Genomic DNA, 25,491 nt, shown 5'->3' with positions numbered 1-25,491 from the left:
TAAATTTCATGTATATGAGAAAAAAATACTTCCGTACAATTTTATTTCTTCTGGTTGCTTACAGCTCGTTTGCAGCTAATGATCTCAGAATATATCAGATTTATGGAGGAGGAGGAAATTCTAGTGCTATTTACAATCGAGACTTCGTTGTCCTTTATAATGATGGTTCATCGGCAGTTTCGCTTTCAGGCTATTCATTGCAATATGCCCCATTGTCCGCTACTCCTCCTTCAGATAACTGGACTTCGATAAATTTAACTGGTTCTGTTCCTGCCAAAGGATTTTATCTCATTGCTATTAACTTAAATGCTTCTAGTGGTACAGGTTCAAACGGAATAGACCTCCCAACTCCAGATTTAGTTTGGCCACTGGGTAGTAGTGGTCTTAATCAAAACACTGGTAAGTTAGCTTTAATGTCATCAACTACTTTGATAACTGCAACAACACCAACAAGCCCTGTTGATTTTGTAGGTTATGGTTCCGGAATAGATGTTTCTGAAGGAAGCCCAGCACCAAGTACCTCTTCAACATCTTCAATTGTTAGAAAAAATGATGGGGTTGATACAGATAATAATTCTGCGGATTTTGTAAGTACTACTTCAGCAGCACTAAACACAGTTAGGCCATCAAACTCAACTTCTTTTCCCGTTAAGTTGGTTTATTTAGATGTAGCTAAATATGGGGAGTCTGCAATATTAGATTGGAAAACCTCTGAAGAACTTAATTTTTCTCACTTTGAAATTCAAAAAAGCAAAGATGCAGTAGGTTTCGAAAGTGTAGGAAAAGTTTCAAGTAATAAAGGGTTATCTTCCATATATATCTTTGTCGATAACCAACCGGCACCTGGAGTAAATTATTATAGACTTAAAATGGTGGATCTTGATGGAAAAATAGAGTATTCTAAAATCAATAGTATTAATTTTGCGTCTGAACTAAATGTGGTTTTATATCCAAATCCGAGTTCTGATTTTGTAAAATTGAATAACATAAATTTGAAAGAGATTTCACAAGTGACGGTTTCTGATATTCAAGGTAAGATATTGAAAGTTTTTAATGACAATTTCGATACTATGCCAATTAATGAACTTCAGAGTCAATATTATATCATACGAGTATATGCGTCTACTGGCAAGCTATATTCATACAAATTATTAAAAATATAAGACATTTTTTGTCAAAAATCTTCATAAATGAGCAAGAAATTATATACAAAACCGGTTCTCAAAAAAATTGGGAAAGTTTCAAATATTACACTTAAAACAGGGTCAATAAGCGATTTTGGTGGTAATAAATACAGACCTTAATCAAAATTCTTCTGATAAAAGTTTCACTAAAAACAAGTAAAAATGAATTCAAAGTGTAATTTTTATCCGGGTCCATCTAAGCTTGCACCCAACATTGATGTGTATTTACAAAACGCATACAATTCTGGTTTGCTTGAAGCCAATCACAGGAGTTCATTTTTTATGGATTTCTTGAATGAAACCATTCAAAATACTAAAGTAAAGCTTGCTATTCCTAATAACTACGAAGTGTTTTTTACTTCATCGGCCACAGAGTGTTGGGAAATTACCGTTCAATCTTTACTTCACAATAAAGTTCAGTTTTTATATTCGGGAGCTTTTGGTAAAAAATGGTTTAAATATTCCGTCATAAATCCACAAGCAATTTCTGAATTAAATAAAGCTAAAAGCTCAATTAGAGGCACTCGTTTTTTTGTGGACCAAACCGCAGACGAAGTGGAAATTGATGCAGAAAATAGCTGTTTGTGTATCGTTTCTTCCGAAACTTCAAATGGGACTCAGATTAGCAATCAAACTATTCGGGACTTAAAGGCAAAAATGTCTACTGAGAGCCTTATTTTAGTCGATGCTACTTCTTCTTTAGGAGGAATGGCTCACGATATTTCTTTGGCAGATGTTTGGTTTGGCTCTTCTCAAAAGTGCTTTGGGCTTCCCTCGGGTCTCGGAATAATGATTGTTTCTCCTAAAGCTATAGAAAAAGCTAAAGAAATAAATGAAAGGAATCATTACAACAGTTTATTGAATATTTCAGAAAATTTCCAAAAAAATCAAACCCACTATACGCCTAACACTTTAGGTATTTTCTTGTTTTCTGAGGTGATTAAAAATAGACCACACATTTCAGAAATTGATTCGCATTTAAAAACTAGAGCCAAGCATTTGTATAATGAAATGAGCCAATTTAGTTTTTGTGAACCCTTGGTTACTAATCTTCAATCCCGATCAGATACGGTTTTGGCTTTCACTTCGGAAAGGGTTGCCGAGCTGCATAAATATCTATCAGAAAAAGATATTATAGTAGGGAAAGGATATGGAGAATGGAAATCCAGTTCATTCAGAATAGCTAATTTTCCTTCAATACCTGATGCAGACTTTGATTTATTGCTTAAATCATTAAAGAGTTTTTAGTAGATTCGCCCTATAATCAAAACCAATTATGCATTTCAGCCTCAAAGAGATATTTTCAGTAACCATCATTTTGTTTTCTATAATAGATATTTTAGGTTCAATACCCATAATATTAAATTTAAGAAAAAAAGTAGGGAACATTCATGCAGGAAGAATCACTTTGATTTCTGGAGGTTTGATGCTTGGATATTTGTTTTTAGGATCAAAAATCCTGCAACTCTTTGGTGTAGATGTAGAGTCATTTGCCGTAGCAGGGGCATTAATATTATTGATTATTGGTTTCGAAATGATTTTGGGAAGGGAAATATTTAAACACAATGACCTTAACCAAGGCAAAGGGAGTAGTGTGGTACCTTTAGCTTTTCCGATTATAGCAGGTGCTGGCACCATGACTTCTTTACTTTCGCTTAAGGCTGCATATTACCAAGAAAATATCATAGTCGGCATATTGGCAAACCTTCTATTGGTTTACGCCGTATTAAAGTCTTCTTCTTGGTTAGAAAAGAAAATTGAACCAGGAACAGTAGAAGTGCTTCAGAAAGTTTTTGGTTTGATATTAATTGCAATTGCCATTAAGCTTCTCAAAACAAATTTACTTTAAAAAATCATCATTTTTGTACTTTTCAATTCTTGGTCTAGTTCATAATCTAGCCATCCTTTTACTATTAACCATTGAGCTATTCCATATGTAGACATTACCCAAAAACTGCTAAATGCAATAGGGTTTAAAAACTTGGTGTAGGCAATAATGGAATCAGAAATGATGAATAAAATTGCACCAATTAATACTGCAAAGTAACCTTTCGAAAGTATGTTTCTATTCAATGCCGAAATACCCATTAGTGTCAATGAAATGCAGTATAAAACTACAGGGATTAGCATTCCGTTAGGAAGAGCCGGTTTTAAAATTGATATATAAGTAACTGAGTACACTGCAAATATTAGGGAAGGGATAATTTTCAGGTTTTTGTGCAATCCGAACAACTTGATATATGAAAGTTGAGCTAATAAGAAACTACTTAGCCCCAAAAGGAAGAAAATCTCTTTGTCAAACATCAAGAAAACGTCTCCTAAAAATGAAAAGAAAAGTGCCAAATAAAGGATTTTGTTTTTTAGTTGGTGCCTCATTCCTAAAAACATTAGAAATGGCATTAGAAGTGGTTTCGTAAAGTAAATCCCTAGTTTTATTTGATTTTCGCTAAGCCAAATTTCTATCACTAAAAGTATGAAATATGCAATACTGATTGATTTGAAATTTATCTTCATCCTAAAATATGTTTTTTAATATCTAGCCAATTACTTATTCGGTTGTAGTTATTGATTTTTTTGTTGTGAATGGCATCAAAAAGTATGGTTTCACCGTCAAAGTGGATAAGGTTTTTTTCGTGATCATCTATCAAAATGTCACCTTTTACAATTGACTTGTCACCACAGAGCATAATGTTCTTCCAAGATATAAATGGAAAGTGAGTCTGCATCCAATCGTACTTTTCTTTTAAAGAGTTAGGAAATTCCATGGCTGCGGAAACGATAAATACTTCATGTTTTTCTGAAAGTTCAGCTAAAACTTCTTGAGAATCCGGTATCACATTCAAATTTCCGAAAAAACCAGGGGCATTTAGTTCATCTCTATAAGATTTGAGGTTATTTGACTTTACGTAGTCATAGAAGTCTTTATCCTCAAAAAAGTCTTTGCTTAAGCTAAGGTTATTTTTTTGATTTAGAATTTCTAAAATTCTTTCACTTGCATCTGCAAGCACATCGTCCATGTCTACTAAAATCCGTTTTTTCATAAGTTAAGGATGATATCCAATCGTTATTTTCTTAGACCTAATCACGTCATTTTGGTCTACTATTACAAAATAGTTCCCATCGGGCAGCCCCGTCAAATCAAAGTCATGAAGTGATTTGTCGTGTCTGTCTTCTTGCAAAATTCTACCCGATAAATTTTGAAGTTGAAAATGAGTGTCAAAACCCTCAGGAACTCTTACATAAACTTTGTCGTCTTGTTCGTTTAAAAATATGGTAATTTCGTCCTTTTTCATATTGAGATAAATGGCTTTAGTTTTTGATATACTTTGTGAATGGGCAAACCCATAACTGTGTAAAACGATCCTTCTATTTTGTCGATGCCTATCATTCCAATAAACTCTTGTACACCATAAGCTCCTGCTTTGTCAAAAGGTTTGTATGCATCTACATAATATTCTATTTCTGCATTTGAAATAGGCGAAAACCTTACCTCGGTTGTATCAGAGAAAACATCGAAATTATCCCCATTTTTTATACAAACTCCAGTTACCACTTTGTGGGTGTTATTTTGTAATAAAGTAAGCATTTCTATTGCTTCTTGTCTGTTTTGGGGTTTGTTTAGAATGGTCTGGTTAGCTATTACAACGGTGTCTGCACTTATTACGATCGTATCTTCTCCAATTTCAGGAAACTGTTCCGCTTTTTCTTTGGCTAGTATTTCGGGTACTTTTTCAAGTAGTTCATTTTCAGAGAAATGCTCGGTTGTAGGTCGTACTATAATCTCAAACTTAAATCCCGCTTGTGCTAAAATTTCTTGCCTTCTTGGTGAGCCAGATGCTAGAATTATTTTTTTATTTTGAATCATATCTTTGTTTTGGCGGTTCTTTCATTAAATATTACATTTGTATTAAATGTGATAACATATTATATAATATTTGATTAGCAAAAGTATGAGTTTAGAAAAGGAAATAAAACAAACGAGGCCTTTTTCGAGCAAAAAAGAAAAAGCCATTGTAAATATCATATATACTAACAATTGGATATTTCTGAATTACAGTAAAAATCTAAAGAAATACGACATTAGTAATCAGCAATATAATGTTTTACGTATTCTTAACGGACAAAATGGGAAGCCAATTACTATCAATGAGATTATAGAGCGAATGTTAGATAAAATGTCTAATGCGTCTCGTTTGGTAGATAAATTATTAGCAAAAGGTTTGGTGAGCAGAGAGCAGCGTCAAGGAAATAGACGTGCATGTGATGTGATTTTAACTGAAAAAGGAAAGTTGTTTTTAGAAGAAGTGAAGACGGATATGAATTTGAATGAAGATAAAATGTCTCCTTTGACGGATGAGGAGTTCGATACGCTCAATGAACTACTCGATAAAATGAGAAAAAAGGTTCAATAAAGAAAGGTAGTTTAACGTTTGTTAGTCAACGAAAATTAAGATAAAAAATATGAAAATTAGTACTTTTAGGCCCTTTCTACTTGTTCTGTTGTCCTTTTGGATTTTGTCTTGTGGCAAAACTGAGGTAGATCCCGTAAATATATATTTAGTCGAAGCCAAGGAAGGCGGGCAGTTTTCAAAAACTGAACTTGCAAGTCAACTTGGTACATCTTTAGGTGCTTCCTCAAGTCAGGTTGCCTTATTTATAAGGACTGGAGTAAAATTTTACAAAATCACCTACAAAACAAAAAATACCAATGGCGATCAAATTTCGGCTTCTGGGGCTCTGATTTTACCAACAGACCTTAACCAGGAAAGTTTGGCTTTGGCCAGTTACCAACACGGAACCATTTTTAATGAAACCGACGCACCTTCTTATTTTGGACTTACTACAGAGTTTGGTATTGGAGCCTTTTTGGCTTCTACTGGTTACATCACTTGCATGCCTGATTATGTAGGATATGGTGCCTCAAAAGAACAAAAACACCCTTACGAACATAGAGAAGGTTTGGCTCAGCCATCAGTTGATTTCATTTTAGCCGTAAAGGAATTCTTGACTAACCAAAAAGTAAATTGGAATAATAACTTACTTCTAGGAGGTTATTCTGAGGGCGGGTATGCTACTATGGCCACTTTTAAAATGCTGGAAGAGAAATACAAGTCAGAGCTTAATGTAAAAGCGGTGAGCTCGGGTGCAGGTGCTTACAATAAAACCAAAACGTTGGAGTCTTTTTTAACCGAAAAAACCAGTGGTGAAGCGGGTAATAATAGGTCGTATATGTGGGTTTTGAATACTTATGATCGTATTTATAAACTAAATAGACCTTTGAGTTCATATTATGTGGAGCCCTATTTAAGTCAAGTTACGAAAGACAGCTATTTAGCCAATATTTCTAAAAGCTTTGATGAAATTTTGAACCCTACTTTTGTGAAAGGTTTAGTCCAAAAAACAGATACTCCGTTTTTAAATGCCGTTCTTGATAACGATATTTACGACTGGAAACCAACCGCTGTTTTGAGGTTGTATCACGGTACGAGTGATACGTACGTGCCGTATTTGAATTCTAAAACTGCATATGATGCAATGATTAAAAGAGGAGCGGCAAATGTTACCCTAGTGCCTATAGACGGTGGAAACCACGGTTCAAGTATCAGTACATTTTTGTTAGGAACCTTAGATTTGTTTAATAAATATAAAAATTAGAAAATGGCAATTGTTGAAAATCGTTTTGTACACACCGTGTATTTTTGGTTTAAAGAAAAAAATAACCAAGAGCAGAAAAGCATTATGCAGGCTGAATTATTAAAGTTGGGACAGATTGATCTTATTGAATCGGCTTATATTGGAAAACCCGCAGATACAAATCGTGAGGTTATCGATAGCTCGTATGATTTCAGTATTACTTTTGTTTTTAAAAATAAGGCGGACCAAGATGCTTATCAAATTCATCCTGATCATTATAAATTTATAGATGCTTGTTCTTCATTTTGGGAAAAAGTGCAAGTTTATGACGCTTGTTAATTCTTACTATTAAACGTTTTTTATTTTGAGAAAATCTTTATTGCTACTTTTTGTGTGTCAAGTTTCTTTTGGTCAACAAATTAATTTTAATGCCAAGGGTTTATTGTTTCTCCAAGATTCAGATTTTAATTATTATTCGGGCACTTCGGGCCAAATAGTAAAATCACGAAATAATATTGATAAAATAGGGGCAGTTTTGTTTCCTCTCAAATATGAGTCTGCAAAAGAAATAAGCGAAGAGTCAGTTTCTAATTCAGTTTTTTATAACCAAAAAGCCATAGCAGTGCGATCAGATGGTAGAATATGCTATGTTTTAGAATCAAAAGGGGGCATAAAAAGGGATTATCTAGAAGCTCAAAATAATGTAAAAGATTTGCCGGAAGGGAATTATGTAAGTGTGGTAGAAATATCGAATCTTTCAAAACTTAAGCCAGACTATAGGTTTCCAGTGGGTTTAAATCCAACGGCTATTTCATTAAGTAAAGATGACCAATACCTAGCAGTTAGTAGCGAAGCTTACAACCAAGAACTTCAGGTTTTGGAGTTGAATGAGTTTGGTAAACCCATCAGGATTATCTCAAAACCCAATCTATTTGGCAATGGTAAGATTTCTGATATAACCTGGCATCCATCGGGTGATTTTTTGGTTTACATAAAACAAGAAACCAAAGAAGTGGGCTTGATAAAAGTAGTGAGAGATGGACCTACTAAAAAGATAGTGAGACTAGAAACACATGGCAATACCCTTAAAATGGAAGGCTTACCACAAAGTGGGCAGTTTACTGCAGATGGTAAATACTACTTGCTTCTGGATAAAAAACAAGAAATAAATACGAAAGACAATGCAAAAAAAGGGGAGGTTTTCGTAATAAAATTTAACCTAGAAGATCAGGCCAATCATTTTTTTATATCTAAAGTTGAGGTTCAAGAAAACCCTACTGCTATGGCGATTCATCCTGACGGAAATTGGGTGTTGGTTGCAAACGCAAAAGGCTCGAGTGATTACCCGGTTTCAATTAAGTCTAACCAGTATTCTATTTCTGTTTTAAACCTTAACTCTGGTGGTAATATTACAACTAAAGCCACTGTAGATGCAGAGGGCATGCTCCCAAGCAGTATTGTTTTTGATAAAAATGGTCAAAATGCAGCAGTGAGTATATTTGAAAATCTTAATTTTGGCAAAAACTTTGGAAGTATTGATTTCTTCAAATTTAATGTTTCGGGTTCTACTCCAAAGTTAGAGAAACAGTCAAACCGAATATTTACGGAAACAGGAATTCATTATTTGAAAGTAATCGAAGACTTTTGAGGTCAAATTTGATTCTTCAATTTCATTTTATAGTGCTTTTTAAAGAGGTTTTGAAAAAAATAAGATATATTTAACGCTTTATTTTTATTAAAAAGCAGTCCCACTTTTTAACTTAACCATAACCAATCTAAAAAGAACATCAATGAATCAGCAAATTGACGATATTTCAGCGACTTCGGTAGTCGAAATAAAAAAGAACAAATACATTGTTGATATCTTAAAAGAAATCTACGACAGCGGAGCAATTACCATAGCTCAACTGGCAAAAAAACTCCATACTAGTGTACCCTCTATTACAGTTTATATAAATGAATTAATTTCAAATAAATGGTTATTTGAAGTAGGTTCTTCTAAAACAAAATCAGGAAGAAGACCCAGTTTGTTTGATCTAAATCCTGACAAAATCAAGTTTTTGATTATTGATATTAATGTTTATCAAACTAACTTTTATGTACTAAATCTTAGAAATGAGATTTCGGCTCATGCTATTTTAGAGGTTAATATTGGAGATGAAGATATCATTGAAATTTTCAAGAAGAAAGCTGGTGAGTTTATTGCGAATAAAGAGGTTGGTGCAGTAGGAGTGATCTCTCCAGGACTATTGGGGAGAGACTCGGGGATAAACTTTACATATCCGAATCACAACAAAGGCCAAGACTCTATTGCTATGATTATGGAATCACATTTAAAAATACCAACGTTTATCGCTCATGACACGCAAGCATCTATGATTGGCGAGCATCATTTTGGTTTGGCTAGAGGGAAAAACAATGTGTTGCTAATAAACCTAGACTGGGGAATTGGCTTGGGTATTTTGAGCAACGGACAAATTATTAAAGGGCAAAATGGATTTGCGGGTGAGCTAGGGCATATACAAGTAGACCCCGAAGGTGAACTTTGTCATTGTGGCAAAAAAGGCTGCTTAGAAACCGTGGCATCTGCACAAACTCTTATAAATAGGGCCCAAAAAGGTATAAAAGAAGGTAAAACTTCAACTTTAAGTTTGATTCAAGGACAGTTAAGCTTAGAAGATGTAATAGAAGCCGCACTCAAAGGCGACGAATATTCGATAGACCTTATTTTTGATATTGGCAGAGAGTTGGGCAAAGGACTGTCAATTGCTATTCATATGTTTAATCCGGAGGTGATTATCATAGATGGAATATTAACCAAAGCCGGCGAGCTTATTCTTTCAACTTTGCAACAAGCCATTAATAAGTTTTGCTTGACAGACTTCAAAAAAGATTTGCAAATTTTAGTGTCTCCAATGGGAGAAAAAGCTAAGATATTCGGAACGAAATCTCTGGTTTTCGATAAACTAATTACAGAACTTAAGTATTGATAAAGTGCAAACTAGCTTTTTTTAACTAAGCGAATTATCATTTTTTATTTTCGGTGTCCTTAAATTTACTATTTTTGTAAAACTTTCTTTCTAATTGATGCAAGCACTTAGCACTCGCCACTTATTAGGTATAAAAGACATCACTCAAAATGATATTTCCCTTATTTTAGATACTGCCAAGGAATTTAAAGAGGTTATCAATAGGCCAATCAAAAAAGTACCTTCTTTAAGAGATATCACTATCGCCAATGTGTTTTTTGAAAACAGTACCCGAACTCGACTATCTTTTGAATTAGCCGAAAAACGACTTTCAGCCGATACTATCAATTTTTCTTCTGCAGGAAGTTCTGTCAAAAAAGGGGAGACTCTTTTAGATACCGTAAATAATATTCTGTCTATGAAAGTAGACATGATTGTGATGAGACACAGCAGCCCGGGTGCTCCGCATTTTCTTTCAAATAAAATCAAAGCCAATATCGTAAATGCTGGAGATGGCACGCATGAGCATCCTACCCAAGCATTGCTAGATGCATTTTCAATGCAGGAAAAAATAGGGGATTTGGCAGGGAAGAAAATCGCAATTATTGGAGATATATTACATTCTAGAGTAGCACTTTCTAATATTTTTTGCTTACAAAAACTCGGAGCAGATGTTAGAGTTTGTGGTCCTAAAACTTTAATTCCTAAATATTTACCCGAATTGGGTGTTAAAATATTTGACAAGGTAGAAGATGCTCTAAATTGGTGCGATGTGGCCAATGTCTTAAGAATTCAACTTGAGAGACAGCAGTTAAAATATTTTCCTTCTTTAAGAGAATATGCTCTCTATTTTGGAATAAATAAAGCTAAACTAGATAAGCTAGATAAAAAAATAGTCTTAATGCACCCTGGGCCAATTAACCGTGGTGTGGAGTTGAGTTCTGATGCTGCAGATTCTGAGCATTCTATAATTCTGGATCAGGTAGAAAACGGAGTTGCAGTTAGAATGGCGGTATTGTATCTTTTATCTCAAAACAATTAATAAAAAATGAATTTTGGAAAAACAGAAGAAATAGCGGCTCTGATTTTAGAGCGATTTCCAAAATTGGAATTAAAACTTTCGGAAGACTCAGAACTACAAAATCAAATAGAGATTCCGGCAGATCAGTTGGTACTTGTATGTGGATATTTATACAAAGAGCTAAAATTGTATTTTGATTTTTTGAACAGCATTACCTGTATTGACAATGGCGTAGAAGCTGGCACGTTTGATTTAATATATACACTTACATCTATTCCTTTTGAGATTAGTGTTCACTTAAAAATTGTAGTTTCAAGAGAATTAAATAATAATATTTCTGTAGATAGCATTTCAGCTATTTGGAAATCCGCTGACTGGCATGAGCGAGAAATTTTTGACTTGTTTGGCCTTAAATTTGAAAACCATACTGACCTTAGAAGAATATTGCTCCCCTCAGACTGGGAAGGCCATCCGCTCCGAAAAGACTATCAGGAGCAAGCCGTGTACCACGGTATTAAAGTTAAATACTAATTTATGACGCGTATAGGCTTAATTTCGGATACGCATTCTTACTTAGACCCACTAGTTTTTGATTATTTCGAAAACTGTGATGAGATATGGCATCTCGGAGACATTGGCTCTGAAAGTATCATCACAGAATTACAAAATTTTAAACCTTTACGGGTAGTTTATGGTAATATTGATACGCCTTATCTACAAAAAACTTTACCTGAAGTAGATGTTTTTGACTTAGAGGGTTTAAAAGTAATGCTTATTCATATTGGGGCTATTCCACCTAGGTATAATCCTAAAATTAAAGCTTTATTAAAAAAGCACACGCCTAATTTGTTTTTGTGTGGCCATTCTCATATTTTGAAAGTGATTAAAGATCCTAATACGGTAGGCTTAGTTTATATTAATCCTGGGGCTGCCGGAAAGCATGGCTTTCACCATGTACGAACACTTATGAAAATGGAATTGCACGATGGAAAGGTTGTTAATTTAGAAGTAAATGAATTAGGAAAAAGATGAAATACTACTTGAATACTGTGTTAATATTAGTGCTTCTGTGCTTTTCTTTAAGCTCAAAAAAAGTCTGTGCACAGCTTATTCAAGACAAAGAAATAAAAATCCCCATTGACATAGATAAAATAGACGACTTTAGCGTGCATGCTTTAAAAGAAGATGGCGTCATTATCTTAAATTCTCAAAAAACATTTTATTCAAGAAAATCGCTCATTAATGTTTTTAAATATGATTCTACCTTGAATTTTGTTTGGAAAACTACTTTTGAACCTGGCGATAACTTTAATCTTGAAAAATATTTTATTGGGGAAACTCACTTTTATTGTCTTTTTAAAGAAGTAGACAAAGAAAACATTAAGATACTTAAAATCGATCTTAATACAGGTTTTGGAGTTATATCGGAGGCAAAAATGCTTACCAGAATGGACATTAACTTTTTTACGGCTATCGACAATAAAATAGTGATAGGAGGCTCATACAACAACAGGCCTGTAGTTGAGCTCTGTCGATTATTCGATGGAAACGCCAAAGTGCTGCCACATGTACACTCTAACTATGTAGCCATTTCTGGTATAGAAGTTAATGAAGCCACCAAGGAATTGTATGTGATGCTTAGAGATGAAAAGAAGTGTTCTTTTATTTTTTCGGTGTATGATTACGAAGGGAAGTTGATAAAAACCGAAGAATTAGGAGATAAAGATCGTTCCATTTTAAATGGGAAAGTACTTAAAATTAAAACTGGGGAACTGTTTCTTGCTGGGAATTTCGCCACTTCATGTTCTGCTTATTCATCAGGGTTTTATTTTTATCCACTTTTGGGCGTGGGTGGAATCCAATATTATAAGTTCTCGGATCTTCAGAATTTCTTTTCTTATTTGCCTGAAAAACGAAAAAGTAAGGTTCTTAGCAGATTAGAAAAACGAAGAAGTAAGGGTAAGAAAGACAATTTGAAATATAGGTTAAACATGCATGAGCCAATTGTAGACAATAACGAGATTGACCTTGTGGCTGAAGTGTATTATCCTGAATATAAGTCTAATACGAATATTGTAAGAACTAATCTATATGACCTAAGAAACAATATGCCTTTTTATAAAGAGTATAACAATTATAAGTTTACGCATGCATTGTTATGTGTTTTTGATTTTGAAGGCAAAAAAGCATGGGATTTTAGCTTTGATATGGGAAATCTTGAAAGTTCTATCTTGAATGAGAAGATTCAGCTAACCAAAATAGGCGAAAACTATATGGTGGCTTTTCCAAAAGATGAGCTGATAAAGTCAATGACCGTTTCTAGAAATAACGAGGTACTTGAGAATAATACTCTAGATATGCGGTATATAGATGGTGAAAAAGTGGTTTCAGATATTTCTGTTGAACTGTCAGCTTGGTATGGTCAAAAGTATTTAGCATTCGGTGAAAAATCTCAAAAGAATGACGGGGGATATCTAAGTAAGGTTTATTTTTATGTTTCTAGGTTAACCTATCAGGTTCCTGAACTTAGAAAAACTTCCGAATTAACCAAATAATTAAGTTTATTCCCAAACTTAAAAGAATCATTGTAGCCACCGGAAAGTAGATTTTTAAATTTGGCTTGTTTATAATAATATCGCCGGGGAGTTTACCCATCCAGCTTAATTTTTCTCCAAAGAAAAAAATAATTAAACCCACAATTAGGATTAAAAGACCAAAGCCAATTAAGTATTTTCCTATCTGTGGGTTCATTTTATTAAAAATCTAAATGAGCGTTTAGCCATCCTTCGTCAAAGCGAGTAGGGTAGTTTTTGTAAAAGTTTATAGCAGGTTCGTTCCAGTCTAGTACCTGCCACATCATTCCGCTGCAATTTGTCTCTTTACCTATTTCTATAACGGTATCAAAAAGCAATTTGCCTGTTCCTTTTCCTCGTTGCGACTCTGTCACAATAAGGTCTTCCAAATAAATTCGTTTACCTTTCCAAGTAGAATAGCGGTAGTAATATATGGCCAAACCTACTATTTTAGTATCTTCTTCTGCCAAAATGCATCCAAAAGCTGGATTTTCACCAAAGCCTTCCTCTAACATTCGGGCTTCTGTGTTGGTAACTTGCTCAGGAGCTTTCTCATAAATAGCCAGCTCCATTACTAATCGTAGCATTTCGGGTATATCTGTAGCTAGTGCTTTTCTTAGTTGTATCATTTTATTTAAACTGTAAATAGTGATCCCATTTGGCTAACACAGCCTGAAAATCTTCTGGAAGTTCTGAGTCAAATTGCATCCATTCTTTGGTAGTTGGGTGTATAAAACCCAAAGACTTAGCATGAAGTGCTTGTCTCGGTATTACTTCAAAACAATTGTCTACAAACTGCTTATACTTTGAAAACATATCACCACGCAACACGCGGTCGCCACCATAACTGGCATCGTTAAACAGCGGGTGGCCGATATACTTCATGTGAGCTCTGATTTGGTGTGTTCTACCAGTTTCTAGCTTACATTGTATTAAAGATACGTAACGCATATGTTTTAGCACCTCATAATGAGTTATTGCCACCTTCCCGAAATCCCCTTCTGGAAAAACATCTGAGACTCTTCTATCTTTAAATCCTCTACCAATATTTGCATTTATTGTTCCTTTTGCTTCTTTTGGTTCACCCCAAATTAATGCATTATATGTTCTTTCAGTAGTATGATCTGCAAATTGTTTTGCTAAAAACTGCATGGCATATTCAGTTTTGGCAATAACCAAAAGTCCAGAGGTACCTTTGTCAATTCTATGTACAAGACCTGGTCGTATTTTGCCATTTTTGCCCGTAGGTAAATGTGCAAAATGATGTACTAATGCATTAACTAACGTACCTGTCCAGTTTCCATGTCCCGGGTGAACCACCATTTCGGGTGCTTTGTTAATTATCATCAGGTCGTCGTCTTCGTATACGATATTTAAAGGAATATCTTCTGGAAGTACTTCTGTAGGTTCTCTTGGAGCATGAGCAAGTGAAATGGTAATTAAATCAAGCGGCTTAACTTTATAGCTAGGTTTTATGCCTTGTTCATTTACTTTTACAGACTCAGTTTCAATTGCATCTTGAATTCTGTTTCTAGAAATATTTTTTAAATGGTGGGATAAATATTTATCGATTCGCATCGGTGTCTGACCTGGATCAACAGAAATTTTATAATATTCTATTAATTCATCGTCGTCGTCTTCAAATATCTCTGTATTTTGGTTCATAATTTTATAATATGTGCAAATTTCGTAAAATATGATTGAATTAGAAAGCTTTATAGATATTCCTACTCCATTAGTACAACTTAAAGATGTGCTTTTTATAGAAAATAAGGTAGAAGTCTATGTAAAGCGGGATGATCTTACACATTCGTTTGTTTCCGGGAATAAATTTCGAAAATTAAAATATAATTTTAGAGAGGCGGAAAATAAACATTTCACTAAGATCTTAACTTTTGGCGGAGCATATTCTAACCATATTGCAGCTGTGGCATATGCCGCTAAAGCATTGGGTTTTGAATCAAAAGCGATAATTAGAGGAGACGAGTTAAGCGAAAATAGCAGTCCGACATTAAGTTTTTGTGCAAAACAGGGTATGGTGTTTCAATTTGTTTCAAGAACAGCATATAGAGACAAAAACCAGTTTATTTCTGATCATTGCTACTATTGTATTCCAGAAGGTGGCTCTAATTTTTTAGCTTTAGAGGGTGTCTCAGAAATGGTAGATGAAATACAAAATGAAATTTCAAATGTAGACTATATAGCCTTAGCAATGGGTACAGGTGGCACAGCAGCGGGAGTGCTTTCTAATCCACGTTTTAAAGGACGTGCAATAGGAGTATCGGTTTTAAAAAATGGAGCTTTTTTACTAGATGATATTAAAAAACTAGATGCAAATTTAGATTTAGAGAGATTTGATTTTTGGGGAGACTATGATTTTGGTGGCTATGCAAAAACTACCTCTGAACTTTTAAGTTTTATGTATGAATTTGAATCAAAGCATGGCTTTTTAATTGAACAAGTTTATACGGCTAAGCTTTTTTATGGTATTTACGATAAAATAAAAAATGGTTACTTTAGAAAAGGTGCAAAAATAGTGGTGATTCACACCGGAGGCATACAGGGAAGAACAAAAAAAAACCGAGTAGAAGCTACTCGGTTTTAACTATATATAACAATTATTGTTTTCTTATTCTAAGCCAATGCTTGATATCATTACGTCAGAGTTTTCGTGGGTTGGCAATACTTTGACAATGATTTGGTCCTTGTTGGTATTGTCTAACGTTAGCTCAATTCTTTCTTTAGAGCCTTTGTCAATAAAGATAAATGAGTCACCATATTTTACCGCACCAAATCCTTCTGAAAAGTCTGAAGCACGGTCATAAATGATCGGAACCGCTAGCTTTCCTTTGTTATCTAAATATCCGAATCTTTTGTTTACACTTACGACGGCCATTCCACCCGAATAGCCTCTAACACTTTCAAAAATTGGATCTACAACTACCTCACCTTTAGTGTTCATGAAACCCCATAATCCGAATTTCTTAAATCCTAACATTCCCTCTGACTGCTCCTCTATGAATTCAAAGTCTTTGATAATTTCAAATCCTTTGGTGTTCATCATTCCAAATTTGCCGTCTTTGATAAATATTGCGTTTCCGCCTTTAAATTCACCAATGTTTTCATATTCAAACTTGGTAATTTCTTTGTTATTCTCGTTTATTAGGGCAGTTTTTCCGTTAAGCTTAACTGTGGCTAAACCTTCAGAAAAAATTGAAGCCATATCATATTGAGCAGGAATTACTAATTTACCTTTCGAATTTACATAGCCATACTTTCCGTTTACTTTTACTGTGGCCATTCCATTTTTGAAAGGAGAAACAAATTCGTAGTTAGGAGATATTTTTAAATTTCCTTTATTATCGATGAATCCAAACTTTCCGTCTATTTCTACTGGAGCTAAATCTTCGGAAAAACTCATGGCAAAGTCGTAAGTAGCGGGTATTATTTCAACACCTTTAGTGTTGATGTATCCAAATTTATTTCCTTGTTTAAATAAGGCTAAACCCTCGGAAAAACTTTCTATGTAATCGTATTTGTAGTCGGTAAGCATCAAGCCCGTGTTGGCTATTACAGCATATTTTTTATTTTTCTTAACAACAGCAAAACCCTCCTGGAAGTCGTTTGAGTAATCAAATACACAAGGAATGGCCAAAGAACCATCTTTGTTGATGTATCCAAATTTTCCTGCTATAGAAATTTTAGAAAAACCATTTGAGTATTTAAACCCAGCATTAAAATTATTTTTTGATTGCGAAAATACCGAAAAGCCTAACAGGCAGATTACGGTAAGTAATGATAGTTTAGTTTTAATATTGATTCGACTCATGGGGGGTAATTGTTAATTATATTTTAACAACTCCAAATCTCATGCCAAATAACCAATAAGTATTACGAAAATTATTTAACGGAAGATAATATGCCCGTTTTTTAAGAAATTAAGGTAGTTTTTATTAGTTTTTTGGACCTATAAAAAAAGTTATTTTTGAAATCCTTGGTATGCATCCGCTTGATAATTTTTAAAAAACAGTGTCCAAATTTTGGAAAAATACAAAACTTTTGGAATAGCCACAGTGTGGCATAACTTTTGACAAGCGGATTATTGAACGGCATTCTCGAACTGCATCTGATATAACTTTGAATAAAAACCATTTTTTTCCAACAAAATATCATGTGAGCCTTCTTCCATGATCCTTCCTTTGTCTAAAACTATAATTTTTGTGGCCTTTTTTATGGTACTTAATCTGTGTGCAATGATAATCGACGTCCTTCCTTTCATCAATTTATCTATCGCAACCTGTATCATTGCCTCCGACTCACTGTCTACAGAAGAGGTAGCTTCATCTAAAATAATGATTTTAGGGTCTTGAATAATAGCACGCACAAATGATAGTAATTGACGTTGACCAACTGATAAAGTAGCTCCACGTTCCATTACTTTATAATCATATCCGCCCGGAAGTTGCATTATAAAGTCGTGGATACCTACCATTTTAGATGCATCTATGATTTTATCTATACGGATAGTTTCATCGCCCATTCTAAGGTTATCTGCTATGCTACCTGAAAATAGAAATACATCTTGCAGCACCATTCCAATTTGATTTCGCAAGCTTTTCTGGTCGTAGAGGTCAATGTTTACACCGTCTACTTTAATTTCGCCAGATTGAATCGGGTAAAACTTGGTGATTAAATTAATAATAGAGGTCTTCCCAGCTCCTGTAGCACCCACAAACGCTAGAGATTCTCCTTCTGAAACCTTAAAATTTATGTTTTTTAATATCGGTTGGCCTTCATTATAGCTAAAGTCCACGTTTTCAAAGGAGATATCTCCTTTTACTTTGTTTTTATAATTTCCAGAGGTTTCTATAAACTCATCATCATCTAATATCTCTATTATACGTGATACACTCACTACTCCCATCTGCAAAGTATTGATTCGGTCAGCTATCATTCTAATAGGTCTGAAGAATTGATTGGTAAACATTATGAATGCCGTAATGGTACCAAAACTTACGGTATGCTGAATCATACCTTTAGAACCGTACCAAACGATTAAGCCAACTCCCAAAGCAGAGATAACGTCTGCTACAGGAAAATAAACCGAATAGTACAGAATTGATTTTATGTTGGCATTTCTATGGGCTTTATTTAATTCTTCAAATTTTTTAAATTCTTGGTCTTGAACATTAAAAATCTGAATTAGACTCATTCCCGAAATATGCTCTTGAACAAAAGAGTTTAAATTGGCCACTGCATTTCTCACCCATCCAAATGACTTCTTTACTTTTTCTTTAAATACATAGGTACTTATTAATAATAATGGTATAGTGGAAATACTAATTAGGGTAAGTTGCCAATTGAGATAAAACATAACCGAGATAATCAATACCAGTTGAAGTATGTCACCTGCAATGGCCGCAAAGCCAGAACTGAAAACATCGGATAGGGTTTCTACGTCTGAAATGGTTCGGGTAACTAACTTTCCTATTGGTGTATTATCAAAAAACTTTAACCTTAAGTTTATTATTTTTTTGAAAACCTCATTTCTGATATCATGAATGATTCTTTGGCTAATCCAGCCTGCTTGGTAAGTATTAGAGAATGACACCAATGAGTTTAATACCAAAAGGCCAACCATAAGCATTAATGCCGTATTTAGCTTTTGGAAATTACCTTCCGAAATTGGGCCATCTATGGTATATTGAATTAATAAAGGCAAAGCAGGAGAGAGTGCTGCCCCTATTAAAATTAAAAATATCAAAAAGATAAACCGGATTTTATAAGGTCCAATGAAAGAGAAGAGTCTCTTAAGTATCTGAAAGTCAACTATTTTTTGATCTGAATTTTCAGCCATAAATATTTAAAAATTTTAATAATTCAACTTTTGGTTTTTAAACCTGCTTTTGACTGAATAAACTAAAAAAAAATGTATTTTTGTTTACCTTTTACTATTGAGAAAACCTAATGAAAAACGCTTGCCCGTCTTGCCAAACTACGCCCTCTAGTCAATCTACATGGAGCTGTTTTTGTGGTCATAGCTTTAATCATTTTCAAAATACGGCCTTATGTCCAAACTGTAACTATCAACATGAATTTACAGATTGTCAAAATAAGAATTGTATGAAGATTTCGCTTCATACCGATTGGTATAATGAAATTGAGATAAATATAAATGTACTCAAACTAGAGCTAGACCTCAATACGATTGAGGTAAACGCTTAGTTTTTTTCAGAGCTCAAAAACATTTCTTTTATAAAACCCATTCCGTAAGCAAAAAGTTGAATCAAAGAAGCCGGAATGGCTAGTATTCCTACTTTAAGGCTTTTGTTTTCAATTGAAGCCTTAACGAAATTTGCTAAAACAAATATCAACAAAAGAGCAAAAGATAGATAAAATAATATTGGGAACATTAGGTATTGGAAAGCCAAACTCCATATAAATAGCGTGAAAGCCACAGGAAACAAATGTACCATTTTTAATTCTTTCGGAAAAAACCTCCAAATATTTACCCTCGCTCTTCCAAAAAAGAACAATTGCTTATAAAACTGACTTAAACTTGTTCTTCTTTTATGATAAATAAATGCAGCAGGAATCAGCTCTACTTTAAATCCAGCTTCTATTATTCTAATGCTAAATTCTATGTCTTCGCCCATTCTGGTTATTTTATAACCGCCCACTTTTTCCCAAACTTTTCTTGATAAACCAAAATTGAAGCTTCTCGGATGAAATTTGCCACCTAAGTTTTTTGACTTACCTCGGGTTCCTCCTGTGGTCAAAAACGAGGTCATGGCGTAGTTTATAGCTTTTTGAGTAGGAGTAAAGCTCACATGAGCCGCATCAGGTCCGCCATAGGCATCTAAGCCGTGTTTGTCAATTTCGGTATTAACAATTTCAAAATAAGTGTCAGGTACAATAGCGTCTGAGTCTAACTGTACAAAATAATCACCACTGGCTTTTTCGAAACCAAAATTTCGTGCGAAACCTTGTCCTCCGTTTTCTTTGTAGAAGTACTTAATGTCTAATTTATCTTTATAGAATTCACACACAGTGTCACACTTTAACATTGAGCCGTCTTCTATGACTATAATCTCAAAATTTGTGTAACTCTGTTGCGTTAGACTTTCTAAAAGCTCCTGAAGCTCGTCAGGTCTATTGTAAATTGGTATAATTACAGAAAACTTACGCATGTTCTTTAGCAAGTTCTTCTAAAGAAGAATGATTTGCTTTTAATATTTTTTTGATTAGTTTTTTGTCAATTTTATCAGAAATAAACAAAGACTCAAATTGAGATGGGCCTAAATAAACGCCTTTCTCTAGCATTTTGTGGAAATATTTTCCAAACAAAGCTGTGTCACATGTTTTGGCTGTGGTGTAATCTGTAACCTGCTCTTTTGTAAAAAACAAGGTATACATTGAGCCCACTTGGTTTACTGTACAGTCCATTCCTATTTCTTTTATAGACTTACGTAGTCCGTGTGCTATTTCTTCTCCAGCGGCGTCTAAATTGGCGTATATTTCTGGATGATTTTTTAAGTGCTTAAGCATCGTTAAGCCCGCCGACATGGCTATCGGGTTACCTGACAATGTTCCTGCCTGATACATTGGACCAGACGGAGACACCATTTTCATTATTTCTTTTTTACCACCATAAGCACCAACTGGCATACCGCCACCTATTATTTTACCCAAGGTGGTTAGGTCTGGTGTTACGTCAAATCTTTCTTGGGCACCTCCTAATGCTAGTCTGAAGCCAGTCATAACCTCATCAAATATCAAAACAATTTCATTGGCCGTACATATTTCTCTAATAGCTTTTAGATACCCTTCGTTAGGGAGTACACAACCCATATTACCCACCACAGGTTCTATGATCAATCCCGCTATTTTGCCTTTGTTTGCTTCTATCGTTTTGTTTAAAGCCGCTATGTCATTATATGGAACCAAGAGCGTATCTTTTATTGTCGCTTTGGTTACACCAGGGCTATCGGGAGTTCCGTGGCTCATGGCTCCGCTACCGGCCGAAATTAAAAACGAATCGCCATGACCGTGATAACATCCTTCAAACTTAATTATCTTGTCTTTGGCTGTATATGCTCTGGCTAATCTAATGGCAGACATGGTGGCTTCTGTACCCGAACTTACCATTCTGACCATTTCGATCGATGGCACTATGTTGCAGATTGTTTTAGCCATTTCTACCTCTTTTCTAGTAGGTGCTCCAAATGAGAAAGAATCTTTTATGGCTTTTCTGACTTGGTTTTCTATGGGCCCAAATGCATGACCTAAAATCATGGGTCCCCATGAATTTATCATGTCAATGTATTTGTTGGAGTCTTCGTCGTAGAGATAAGCTCCTTTGGCTCTTTTTATAAATATAGGATTTCCTCCTACTGATTTAAATGCTCTAACTGGAGAGTTTACGCCTCCAGGAATATAATTTTGTGCTTCTTCAAAAAGCTTAGTGCTTAGTTTGTTTTTCATATTTTATCTATGTTGTTCAGTGAAAATACTACCGTTGTATTTTACAATTGGAACAATCTCGTTTTCATTTTTGCGATGACTGTAATCAAATCCGCCGAGCAAATAATCGTCTGTATAAGCTCCTGCTTCCATATTTAGTTTAAAAATTTCTTTTCCGTCTTTTAACATTTTAGAAAAATACAATAAAATATCGTGCCCTACGCATGAATAATAAGATGGTGCTGAGCCGAATTTTTCAAAATAGGTTTTATTGAAATTAGCCACAGTGTTTTTTTCTTGGTCAATAAACTCTGGGTAAATTAAGGAAATGTTTTCAGTGAAGATATTAGGGTTTAGGTTTGTCCAGTTGAATGAAGTTGCCGACATTATTACTTCACAGTCTATTTTTTGACCTTTTAAAATTCTAATCAGTTTTGCTCCTAGCTCATCTCCGGTAAAGAACACATGGCCTTTTTCATTAAAAAGTTTAGTGTAATTACCCGAAAACTGTTTAAAAGCATTTATTTTATATCCCAGTTTTAAAGCTTCTCTTCTATAAGTCGCCGCAAAAACTGAGTCTTTCCTTGAAGCTCCATAATAAATACTAACGCTTTTTTCTAAATTCCGCTGCTCTATGTATTCCAACGTTTTTTTGGTTTGTTGGGTATATGAGGGTTGGGTTAAAAATATATTTTTTGATTCAGAAATTAGTGATAAGTTATTTGACAATGGATGAACCTGTATAATATTATGTGTGCTAATAAAACTCGTGGCCTCCTCATTTGGGTTTGGATATAAAGGTCCAACAAACACATCCATACTTTTTAGATTTCCCGATTTTTCAATATTAATAAAATCACTTTTAGACTTTTTTACATCAAATGCATAAACTTCCACCGGAATATCTTTGCGTTTTAATTCGTCTTTTGCAATCTGAATTCCTGCGTATAAATCATACACATATTGATTTTCGGTAATTAGGGATTGCTCTGCACTAAGTTCAAAAGGCAATAAAATAGCAAATTTTAAAGTATGACTTTTATAAGATTCTTTATTTTCTTCTGCTTCATTACCAGTTTTTTTATCTTTAAGCCCAAATCTATTTGTCAATAGGTCAGACAATTCCAAGTCTTCTTTGAGGTTATATTTGTTACTTTGAATTTTAGAAACTAACTCCTGAGCTATAATCTTTTGAGTAGGGAATTTGTTATACAGGTCTTTGAGGTTAGAAATGGTTCTAAGTTTTGGGATATATTTTTTAAGCATCTCATTTTTTAAACCATCAAAACTTGGGTCTTGAATTATCTCTAGGTTTTTGAGTGCTTCCTCATAGTAGTTTTCAGCAAAATTTAGTTCTGTGTAAATTATTCGTGCGTCATCTATTTTATCCCAATCATAAAATCGCTCAAACAACTGTCTAAACAAAACTCTGCTTTGGTATAAATTTCCTTTTTCTTTTGCCGAGAGGGCATTATAAAAATAGGCGTAGGGCACTACAGGGTTGTCGTAGTTTCTAGTAGCTAAACTCGAAAACTTAGTCTGAGCTTCTGCAAACTGATTGTTTGCGAATAACTGAACCCCTTTTTTGTATTCTAATAGATATTTTTGGTCGTCGAGTTGGGCGAAGGCCGATTGGAAAACTAAAACTAAAAATAATAAGGTTCCTTTTGTCATTTCGAGAATGAAGGTTTTTGACATATAGTTTAAAAAAAAGTGCTCTACAAATTTAATTATTGTAGAGCACTTTTCATTCATTTATTTCTTTTTTCCCTTTTTTTTGAGCTCTTCGCTTTGTTTTTTCATTTCTTCCGAAGCTTGAAGCTGTTTCTGAATGAAGTCACCGAATTTACTTTTCTTTTGGGGCTTGGTAGCATAATTCTTCCTATTTTTTTCAAGAATACCCATTATTTTATCTTCGTCGATAAATTTCCTTACGATTAATTGCTGAGCTATAGTCACAAGGTTTGACACTAAATAGTAAAAACTTAGTGCAGCGGGGAAGCTATTTAGTACAAAGAAAAACACCAATGGGAATATGTATGAAATCTTTTTCATATCAATAGGTCCCGGTTGGTCTGGCGTAACTTGGTTGTTATAATAGGTAAACGCTAAACTCGAAAGTGTCATCAATACCACAAATAAACTGATGTGATTACCAATTATTGGAATATTGGTAGCCCAGCTGATAGGTGCATCAAATGTAGAAAGGTCATTTGACCATAAGAAAGACTTCTGTCTAAACATGATCATGTTTGGAAACAAGAAGAAAACTGACATTAAGATTGGCATTTGCAATACCAAAGGAACACAGCCACTCAATGGACTAACGCCTACTTGTTGGTAGAGTTTCATGGTTTCTTGTTGTACCTTAACCGCATCGTCACCTACTTTTTCTTTAATGTCAGCTATTTCTGGAGCCAATAATCTCATTTTGGCAGAACTAACATAAGATTTGTAGATAAGTGGAGTAAGCGTAATTTTGATAATTAAAACTACTAAAATAATCAGAAGACCATAATTAGATACAAAAGACTCAACCCATCTAAACAAAGGAACGAATACATATCTGTTTATAGGTTTAACTACGTCATATCCTAAATATAGGTTTTGTTGGAATCCTTCAGTTACTGGTTTTAGTTCCGACAATTCGTTTGGTCCGAAGTAATATTTTAAGTTCGCTTTGCCTGATGTTAGTTCATCTATTGGCATTTGCCCTTTCACAATTCCGGTTTTTACAATGTCATTAGACTCTATTGGAGTTTTTAATGCAAATGTGGAGTTCTCAAAAAAACCATTCTCTGATACTACTCCAGAAGTAAAATACTTTTGTTTGAATGAGAACCACTTAACGGGTAAATCCGCTTTCTCGTCGTTGTCACCTTCTGAGCCTAAACCTAAGTCTTCAAAATTTTCTTCTTTGTCGTAATAGTTTATTTGAGCAGCCTTTCGGTTTTCTTTGATATCGTTTTCAAGAGCTTGAATGTTGTTCGTCCAAGAGAACTGAGCCGGTTGTTTTAAAAGTTTCCCTTCAAAACCAACAAGCTTTATGTTTTCATTGATTACATATCCTTTACCATCTATTTTAAATATTTTCTGAATTTTCTCTCCGCCTTTTAGGGTGCTTTCAAGTGTTATTTCAGAATTGGCTCCTTCTTTAATCACCGCATTTTGTGATGCAGTGGTGTAAGGCAAGCTGTTTAGGTTTATTACACCTAAAGTTGTTGCGATATCTAAATCTATTCTTGATTTTGTATTATCAAAAATCACCATTGCGTTTTTAGACTTTGCCTCAAACTCAGCATAAGTTTTGTAATCTTTTAAAACCACTTTACTTAAAATACCTCCGTTTGTAGTAAAGCTTGCTTTGATGTTTTCGTTTTCTACTTCTATAGTTTTTTCTGCAAAACTAGCAACCGAACTGTCAGCAAATGCCGAAACTGGAGCAGCTAATGGCTGAACCTGATTTTTAGAAACACCAACACTATCTTTACTTATGCTTGTTTCAGTAACCTGAGGCACTTCTGCCGGCTGATAAAAATACATGTATGTGACATACATTACAAATAGTAAAATAAAGCCAATTATATAATTTTTGTCGAATTTTTCCATTACTTGGATTTTCTGTTTGATTAAATTTTCCGCAAAAT

General features: G+C 34.3%; 27 protein-coding genes. 14 read left to right on the top strand and 13 right to left on the bottom strand.

Annotated features, from left to right (window positions below; translation table 11 throughout):
* Positions 1-14: 14 nt before the first annotated feature.
* The 3 genes from ACFOOI_RS05750 to ACFOOI_RS05740 all read left to right on the top strand — a co-directional run bounded on the left by ACFOOI_RS05750 (position 15) and on the right by ACFOOI_RS05740 (position 3,033).
* Positions 15-1,163, top strand: a complete 1,149-nt coding sequence (locus tag ACFOOI_RS05750) for a lamin tail domain-containing protein (RefSeq protein ID WP_379836018.1) — start codon at positions 15-17, stop codon at positions 1,161-1,163.
* 183 nt (positions 1,164-1,346) lie between these two features.
* On the top strand, positions 1,347-2,432 hold the full coding sequence (locus ACFOOI_RS05745; protein ID WP_379836016.1) for an aminotransferase class V-fold PLP-dependent enzyme: 1,086 nt from the start codon (positions 1,347-1,349) through the stop codon (positions 2,430-2,432).
* Between the two features lie 28 nt (positions 2,433-2,460).
* Positions 2,461-3,033: a MarC family protein gene (locus tag ACFOOI_RS05740; RefSeq protein WP_379836014.1), complete on the top strand. Its 573-nt coding sequence runs from the start codon at positions 2,461-2,463 to the stop codon at positions 3,031-3,033.
* Here ACFOOI_RS05740 and ACFOOI_RS05735 read toward each other — a convergent pair.
* Genes ACFOOI_RS05735 through ACFOOI_RS05720 form a run of 4 tightly spaced genes read right to left on the bottom strand, consistent with a single transcriptional unit; the run spans position 3,030 to position 5,049 of the window.
* Positions 3,030-3,698, bottom strand: a complete 669-nt coding sequence (locus ACFOOI_RS05735; protein WP_379836012.1) for a lysoplasmalogenase — start codon at positions 3,696-3,698, stop codon at positions 3,030-3,032. The two genes, ACFOOI_RS05740 and ACFOOI_RS05735, sit on opposite strands and share 4 nt — an antisense overlap.
* Positions 3,695-4,225 (bottom strand): 5' nucleotidase, NT5C type, encoded by a 531-nt coding sequence (locus tag ACFOOI_RS05730; protein ID WP_379836010.1) that lies wholly within the window; start codon positions 4,223-4,225, stop codon positions 3,695-3,697. Before ACFOOI_RS05730 ends, ACFOOI_RS05735 begins: the two co-directional genes overlap by 4 nt.
* 3 nt (positions 4,226-4,228) lie before the next feature.
* On the bottom strand, positions 4,229-4,477 hold the full coding sequence (locus ACFOOI_RS05725; RefSeq protein ID WP_379836008.1) for a T9SS type A sorting domain-containing protein: 249 nt from the start codon (positions 4,475-4,477) through the stop codon (positions 4,229-4,231).
* Positions 4,474-5,049: a Maf family protein gene (locus tag ACFOOI_RS05720; protein ID WP_379836006.1), complete on the bottom strand. Its 576-nt coding sequence runs from the start codon at positions 5,047-5,049 to the stop codon at positions 4,474-4,476. Before ACFOOI_RS05720 ends, ACFOOI_RS05725 begins: the two co-directional genes overlap by 4 nt.
* Before the next feature lie 85 nt (positions 5,050-5,134).
* Here ACFOOI_RS05720 and ACFOOI_RS05715 point away from each other — a divergent pair, with 85 nt between their 5' ends.
* The 9 genes from ACFOOI_RS05715 (at position 5,135) to ACFOOI_RS05675 (ending at position 13,363) form a co-directional block, all read left to right on the top strand.
* The gene (locus ACFOOI_RS05715; RefSeq protein ID WP_379836004.1) at positions 5,135-5,596 is read left to right on the top strand and encodes a MarR family winged helix-turn-helix transcriptional regulator; all 462 of its coding nucleotides are present in this window, start codon (positions 5,135-5,137) and stop codon (positions 5,594-5,596) included.
* A 49-nt stretch (positions 5,597-5,645) separates the two neighbouring features.
* The gene (locus tag ACFOOI_RS05710; RefSeq protein WP_379836002.1) at positions 5,646-6,839 is read left to right on the top strand and encodes an alpha/beta hydrolase family protein; all 1,194 of its coding nucleotides are present in this window, start codon (positions 5,646-5,648) and stop codon (positions 6,837-6,839) included.
* Positions 6,840-6,842: 3 nt separating this feature from the next.
* On the top strand, positions 6,843-7,157 hold the full coding sequence (locus tag ACFOOI_RS05705) for a Dabb family protein (protein ID WP_379836000.1): 315 nt from the start codon (positions 6,843-6,845) through the stop codon (positions 7,155-7,157).
* A 25-nt stretch (positions 7,158-7,182) separates the two neighbouring features.
* Positions 7,183-8,466, top strand: a complete 1,284-nt coding sequence (locus ACFOOI_RS05700; RefSeq protein ID WP_379835998.1) for a YncE family protein — start codon at positions 7,183-7,185, stop codon at positions 8,464-8,466.
* Positions 8,467-8,608: 142 nt separating this feature from the next.
* The gene (locus ACFOOI_RS05695) at positions 8,609-9,808 is read left to right on the top strand and encodes an ROK family transcriptional regulator (protein ID WP_379835996.1); all 1,200 of its coding nucleotides are present in this window, start codon (positions 8,609-8,611) and stop codon (positions 9,806-9,808) included.
* Between the two features lie 97 nt (positions 9,809-9,905).
* On the top strand, positions 9,906-10,829 hold the full coding sequence (locus ACFOOI_RS05690; protein ID WP_379835994.1) for an aspartate carbamoyltransferase catalytic subunit: 924 nt from the start codon (positions 9,906-9,908) through the stop codon (positions 10,827-10,829).
* 6 nt (positions 10,830-10,835) lie between these two features.
* The gene (locus ACFOOI_RS05685) at positions 10,836-11,339 is read left to right on the top strand and encodes an NADH-quinone oxidoreductase subunit C (protein ID WP_379835992.1); all 504 of its coding nucleotides are present in this window, start codon (positions 10,836-10,838) and stop codon (positions 11,337-11,339) included.
* A gap of 3 nt (positions 11,340-11,342) precedes the next feature.
* Complete coding sequence (locus ACFOOI_RS05680; protein ID WP_379835990.1) at positions 11,343-11,840, top strand: metallophosphoesterase family protein; 498 nt, start codon at positions 11,343-11,345, stop codon at positions 11,838-11,840.
* Complete coding sequence (locus ACFOOI_RS05675) at positions 11,837-13,363, top strand: hypothetical protein (protein WP_379835988.1); 1,527 nt, start codon at positions 11,837-11,839, stop codon at positions 13,361-13,363. The genes ACFOOI_RS05680 and ACFOOI_RS05675 overlap by 4 nt, the downstream gene beginning before the upstream one ends.
* On the opposite strand, the gene ACFOOI_RS05670 is transcribed toward ACFOOI_RS05675, so the two are convergent.
* Genes ACFOOI_RS05670 through ACFOOI_RS05660 form a run of 3 tightly spaced genes read right to left on the bottom strand, consistent with a single transcriptional unit; the run spans position 13,335 to position 15,046 of the window.
* The gene (locus ACFOOI_RS05670) at positions 13,335-13,559 is read right to left on the bottom strand and encodes a DUF2905 domain-containing protein (RefSeq protein ID WP_379835986.1); all 225 of its coding nucleotides are present in this window, start codon (positions 13,557-13,559) and stop codon (positions 13,335-13,337) included. The genes ACFOOI_RS05675 and ACFOOI_RS05670 overlap by 29 nt on opposite strands.
* Positions 13,560-13,563: 4 nt before the next feature.
* The gene (locus ACFOOI_RS05665) at positions 13,564-14,010 is read right to left on the bottom strand and encodes a GNAT family N-acetyltransferase (protein ID WP_379835984.1); all 447 of its coding nucleotides are present in this window, start codon (positions 14,008-14,010) and stop codon (positions 13,564-13,566) included.
* A 1-nt stretch (position 14,011) separates the two neighbouring features.
* Positions 14,012-15,046, bottom strand: coding sequence for an RluA family pseudouridine synthase (locus ACFOOI_RS05660; RefSeq protein ID WP_379835982.1), 1,035 nt, complete (start codon positions 15,044-15,046; stop codon positions 14,012-14,014).
* A 31-nt stretch (positions 15,047-15,077) separates the two neighbouring features.
* Here ACFOOI_RS05660 and ACFOOI_RS05655 point away from each other — a divergent pair, with 31 nt between their 5' ends.
* Positions 15,078-15,986: a 1-aminocyclopropane-1-carboxylate deaminase/D-cysteine desulfhydrase gene (locus ACFOOI_RS05655; protein WP_379835980.1), complete on the top strand. Its 909-nt coding sequence runs from the start codon at positions 15,078-15,080 to the stop codon at positions 15,984-15,986.
* 24 nt (positions 15,987-16,010) lie between these two features.
* On the opposite strand, the gene ACFOOI_RS05650 is transcribed toward ACFOOI_RS05655, so the two are convergent.
* Positions 16,011-17,210 (bottom strand): WG repeat-containing protein, encoded by a 1,200-nt coding sequence (locus ACFOOI_RS05650; protein ID WP_379835978.1) that lies wholly within the window; start codon positions 17,208-17,210, stop codon positions 16,011-16,013.
* Between the two features lie 270 nt (positions 17,211-17,480).
* Entirely contained in the window at positions 17,481-19,238 is a 1,758-nt protein-coding gene (locus tag ACFOOI_RS05645; RefSeq protein WP_379835976.1) for an ABC transporter ATP-binding protein, read from the bottom strand.
* Positions 19,239-19,348: 110 nt separating this feature from the next.
* On the opposite strand from ACFOOI_RS05645, the gene ACFOOI_RS05640 reads away from it, so the two are divergent.
* Entirely contained in the window at positions 19,349-19,606 is a 258-nt protein-coding gene (locus ACFOOI_RS05640; protein ID WP_379835974.1) for a hypothetical protein, read from the top strand.
* Here the strand turns inward: ACFOOI_RS05640 and ACFOOI_RS05635 are convergent.
* From ACFOOI_RS05635 to yidC, 4 genes are read right to left on the bottom strand one after another with little or no spacing between them, the layout of a single operon-like run.
* Positions 19,603-20,571 (bottom strand): glycosyltransferase, encoded by a 969-nt coding sequence (locus ACFOOI_RS05635; protein WP_379835972.1) that lies wholly within the window; start codon positions 20,569-20,571, stop codon positions 19,603-19,605. The two genes, ACFOOI_RS05640 and ACFOOI_RS05635, sit on opposite strands and share 4 nt — an antisense overlap.
* Entirely contained in the window at positions 20,564-21,865 is a 1,302-nt protein-coding gene (hemL, locus tag ACFOOI_RS05630; RefSeq protein ID WP_379835970.1) for a glutamate-1-semialdehyde 2,1-aminomutase, read from the bottom strand. Before hemL ends, ACFOOI_RS05635 begins: the two co-directional genes overlap by 8 nt.
* A 3-nt stretch (positions 21,866-21,868) precedes the next feature.
* The gene (locus ACFOOI_RS05625; RefSeq protein ID WP_379835968.1) at positions 21,869-23,542 is read right to left on the bottom strand and encodes an ABC transporter substrate-binding protein; all 1,674 of its coding nucleotides are present in this window, start codon (positions 23,540-23,542) and stop codon (positions 21,869-21,871) included.
* Positions 23,543-23,599: 57 nt separating this feature from the next.
* Complete coding sequence (gene yidC / locus ACFOOI_RS05620) at positions 23,600-25,453, bottom strand: membrane protein insertase YidC (protein WP_379835966.1); 1,854 nt, start codon at positions 25,451-25,453, stop codon at positions 23,600-23,602.
* Between the last annotated feature and the right edge of the window lie 38 nt (positions 25,454-25,491).

It is taken from the genome of Lacihabitans lacunae, assembly GCF_042649125.1.
GTDB lineage: Bacteria > Bacteroidota > Bacteroidia > Cytophagales > Spirosomataceae > Leadbetterella > Leadbetterella lacunae.
The sequence above is the reverse complement of the archived record's forward strand: the minus strand, read 5'-3'. Positions and strand labels throughout refer to the sequence as shown.

What these genes read in the sequence shown, in the direction of transcription:
- ACFOOI_RS05750 (WP_379836018.1), top strand. Translation starts at nt 15, where the DNA reads ATGAGAAAAAAATACTTCCGTACAATTTTATTTCTTCTGGTTGCTTAC.
- ACFOOI_RS05745 (WP_379836016.1), top strand. Translation starts at nt 1,347, where the DNA reads ATGAATTCAAAGTGTAATTTTTATCCGGGTCCATCTAAGCTTGCACCC.
- ACFOOI_RS05740 (WP_379836014.1), top strand. Translation starts at nt 2,461, where the DNA reads ATGCATTTCAGCCTCAAAGAGATATTTTCAGTAACCATCATTTTGTTT.
- ACFOOI_RS05735 (WP_379836012.1), bottom strand. Translation starts at nt 3,698, where the DNA reads ATGAAGATAAATTTCAAATCAATCAGTATTGCATATTTCATACTTTTA.
- ACFOOI_RS05730 (WP_379836010.1), bottom strand. Translation starts at nt 4,225, where the DNA reads ATGAAAAAACGGATTTTAGTAGACATGGACGATGTGCTTGCAGATGCA.
- ACFOOI_RS05725 (WP_379836008.1), bottom strand. Translation starts at nt 4,477, where the DNA reads ATGAAAAAGGACGAAATTACCATATTTTTAAACGAACAAGACGACAAA.
- ACFOOI_RS05720 (WP_379836006.1), bottom strand. Translation starts at nt 5,049, where the DNA reads ATGATTCAAAATAAAAAAATAATTCTAGCATCTGGCTCACCAAGAAGG.
- ACFOOI_RS05715 (WP_379836004.1), top strand. Translation starts at nt 5,135, where the DNA reads ATGAGTTTAGAAAAGGAAATAAAACAAACGAGGCCTTTTTCGAGCAAA.
- ACFOOI_RS05710 (WP_379836002.1), top strand. Translation starts at nt 5,646, where the DNA reads ATGAAAATTAGTACTTTTAGGCCCTTTCTACTTGTTCTGTTGTCCTTT.
- ACFOOI_RS05705 (WP_379836000.1), top strand. Translation starts at nt 6,843, where the DNA reads ATGGCAATTGTTGAAAATCGTTTTGTACACACCGTGTATTTTTGGTTT.
- ACFOOI_RS05695 (WP_379835996.1), top strand. Translation starts at nt 8,609, where the DNA reads ATGAATCAGCAAATTGACGATATTTCAGCGACTTCGGTAGTCGAAATA.
- ACFOOI_RS05690 (WP_379835994.1), top strand. Translation starts at nt 9,906, where the DNA reads ATGCAAGCACTTAGCACTCGCCACTTATTAGGTATAAAAGACATCACT.
- ACFOOI_RS05685 (WP_379835992.1), top strand. Translation starts at nt 10,836, where the DNA reads ATGAATTTTGGAAAAACAGAAGAAATAGCGGCTCTGATTTTAGAGCGA.
- ACFOOI_RS05680 (WP_379835990.1), top strand. Translation starts at nt 11,343, where the DNA reads ATGACGCGTATAGGCTTAATTTCGGATACGCATTCTTACTTAGACCCA.
- ACFOOI_RS05675 (WP_379835988.1), top strand. Translation starts at nt 11,837, where the DNA reads ATGAAATACTACTTGAATACTGTGTTAATATTAGTGCTTCTGTGCTTT.
- ACFOOI_RS05670 (WP_379835986.1), bottom strand. Translation starts at nt 13,559, where the DNA reads ATGAACCCACAGATAGGAAAATACTTAATTGGCTTTGGTCTTTTAATC.
- ACFOOI_RS05665 (WP_379835984.1), bottom strand. Translation starts at nt 14,010, where the DNA reads ATGATACAACTAAGAAAAGCACTAGCTACAGATATACCCGAAATGCTA.
- ACFOOI_RS05660 (WP_379835982.1), bottom strand. Translation starts at nt 15,046, where the DNA reads ATGAACCAAAATACAGAGATATTTGAAGACGACGACGATGAATTAATA.
- ACFOOI_RS05655 (WP_379835980.1), top strand. Translation starts at nt 15,078, where the DNA reads ATGATTGAATTAGAAAGCTTTATAGATATTCCTACTCCATTAGTACAA.
- ACFOOI_RS05650 (WP_379835978.1), bottom strand. Translation starts at nt 17,210, where the DNA reads ATGAGTCGAATCAATATTAAAACTAAACTATCATTACTTACCGTAATC.
- ACFOOI_RS05645 (WP_379835976.1), bottom strand. Translation starts at nt 19,238, where the DNA reads ATGGCTGAAAATTCAGATCAAAAAATAGTTGACTTTCAGATACTTAAG.
- ACFOOI_RS05640 (WP_379835974.1), top strand. Translation starts at nt 19,349, where the DNA reads ATGAAAAACGCTTGCCCGTCTTGCCAAACTACGCCCTCTAGTCAATCT.
- ACFOOI_RS05635 (WP_379835972.1), bottom strand. Translation starts at nt 20,571, where the DNA reads ATGCGTAAGTTTTCTGTAATTATACCAATTTACAATAGACCTGACGAG.
- hemL (WP_379835970.1), bottom strand. Translation starts at nt 21,865, where the DNA reads ATGAAAAACAAACTAAGCACTAAGCTTTTTGAAGAAGCACAAAATTAT.
- ACFOOI_RS05625 (WP_379835968.1), bottom strand. Translation starts at nt 23,542, where the DNA reads ATGTCAAAAACCTTCATTCTCGAAATGACAAAAGGAACCTTATTATTT.
- yidC (WP_379835966.1), bottom strand. Translation starts at nt 25,453, where the DNA reads ATGGAAAAATTCGACAAAAATTATATAATTGGCTTTATTTTACTATTT.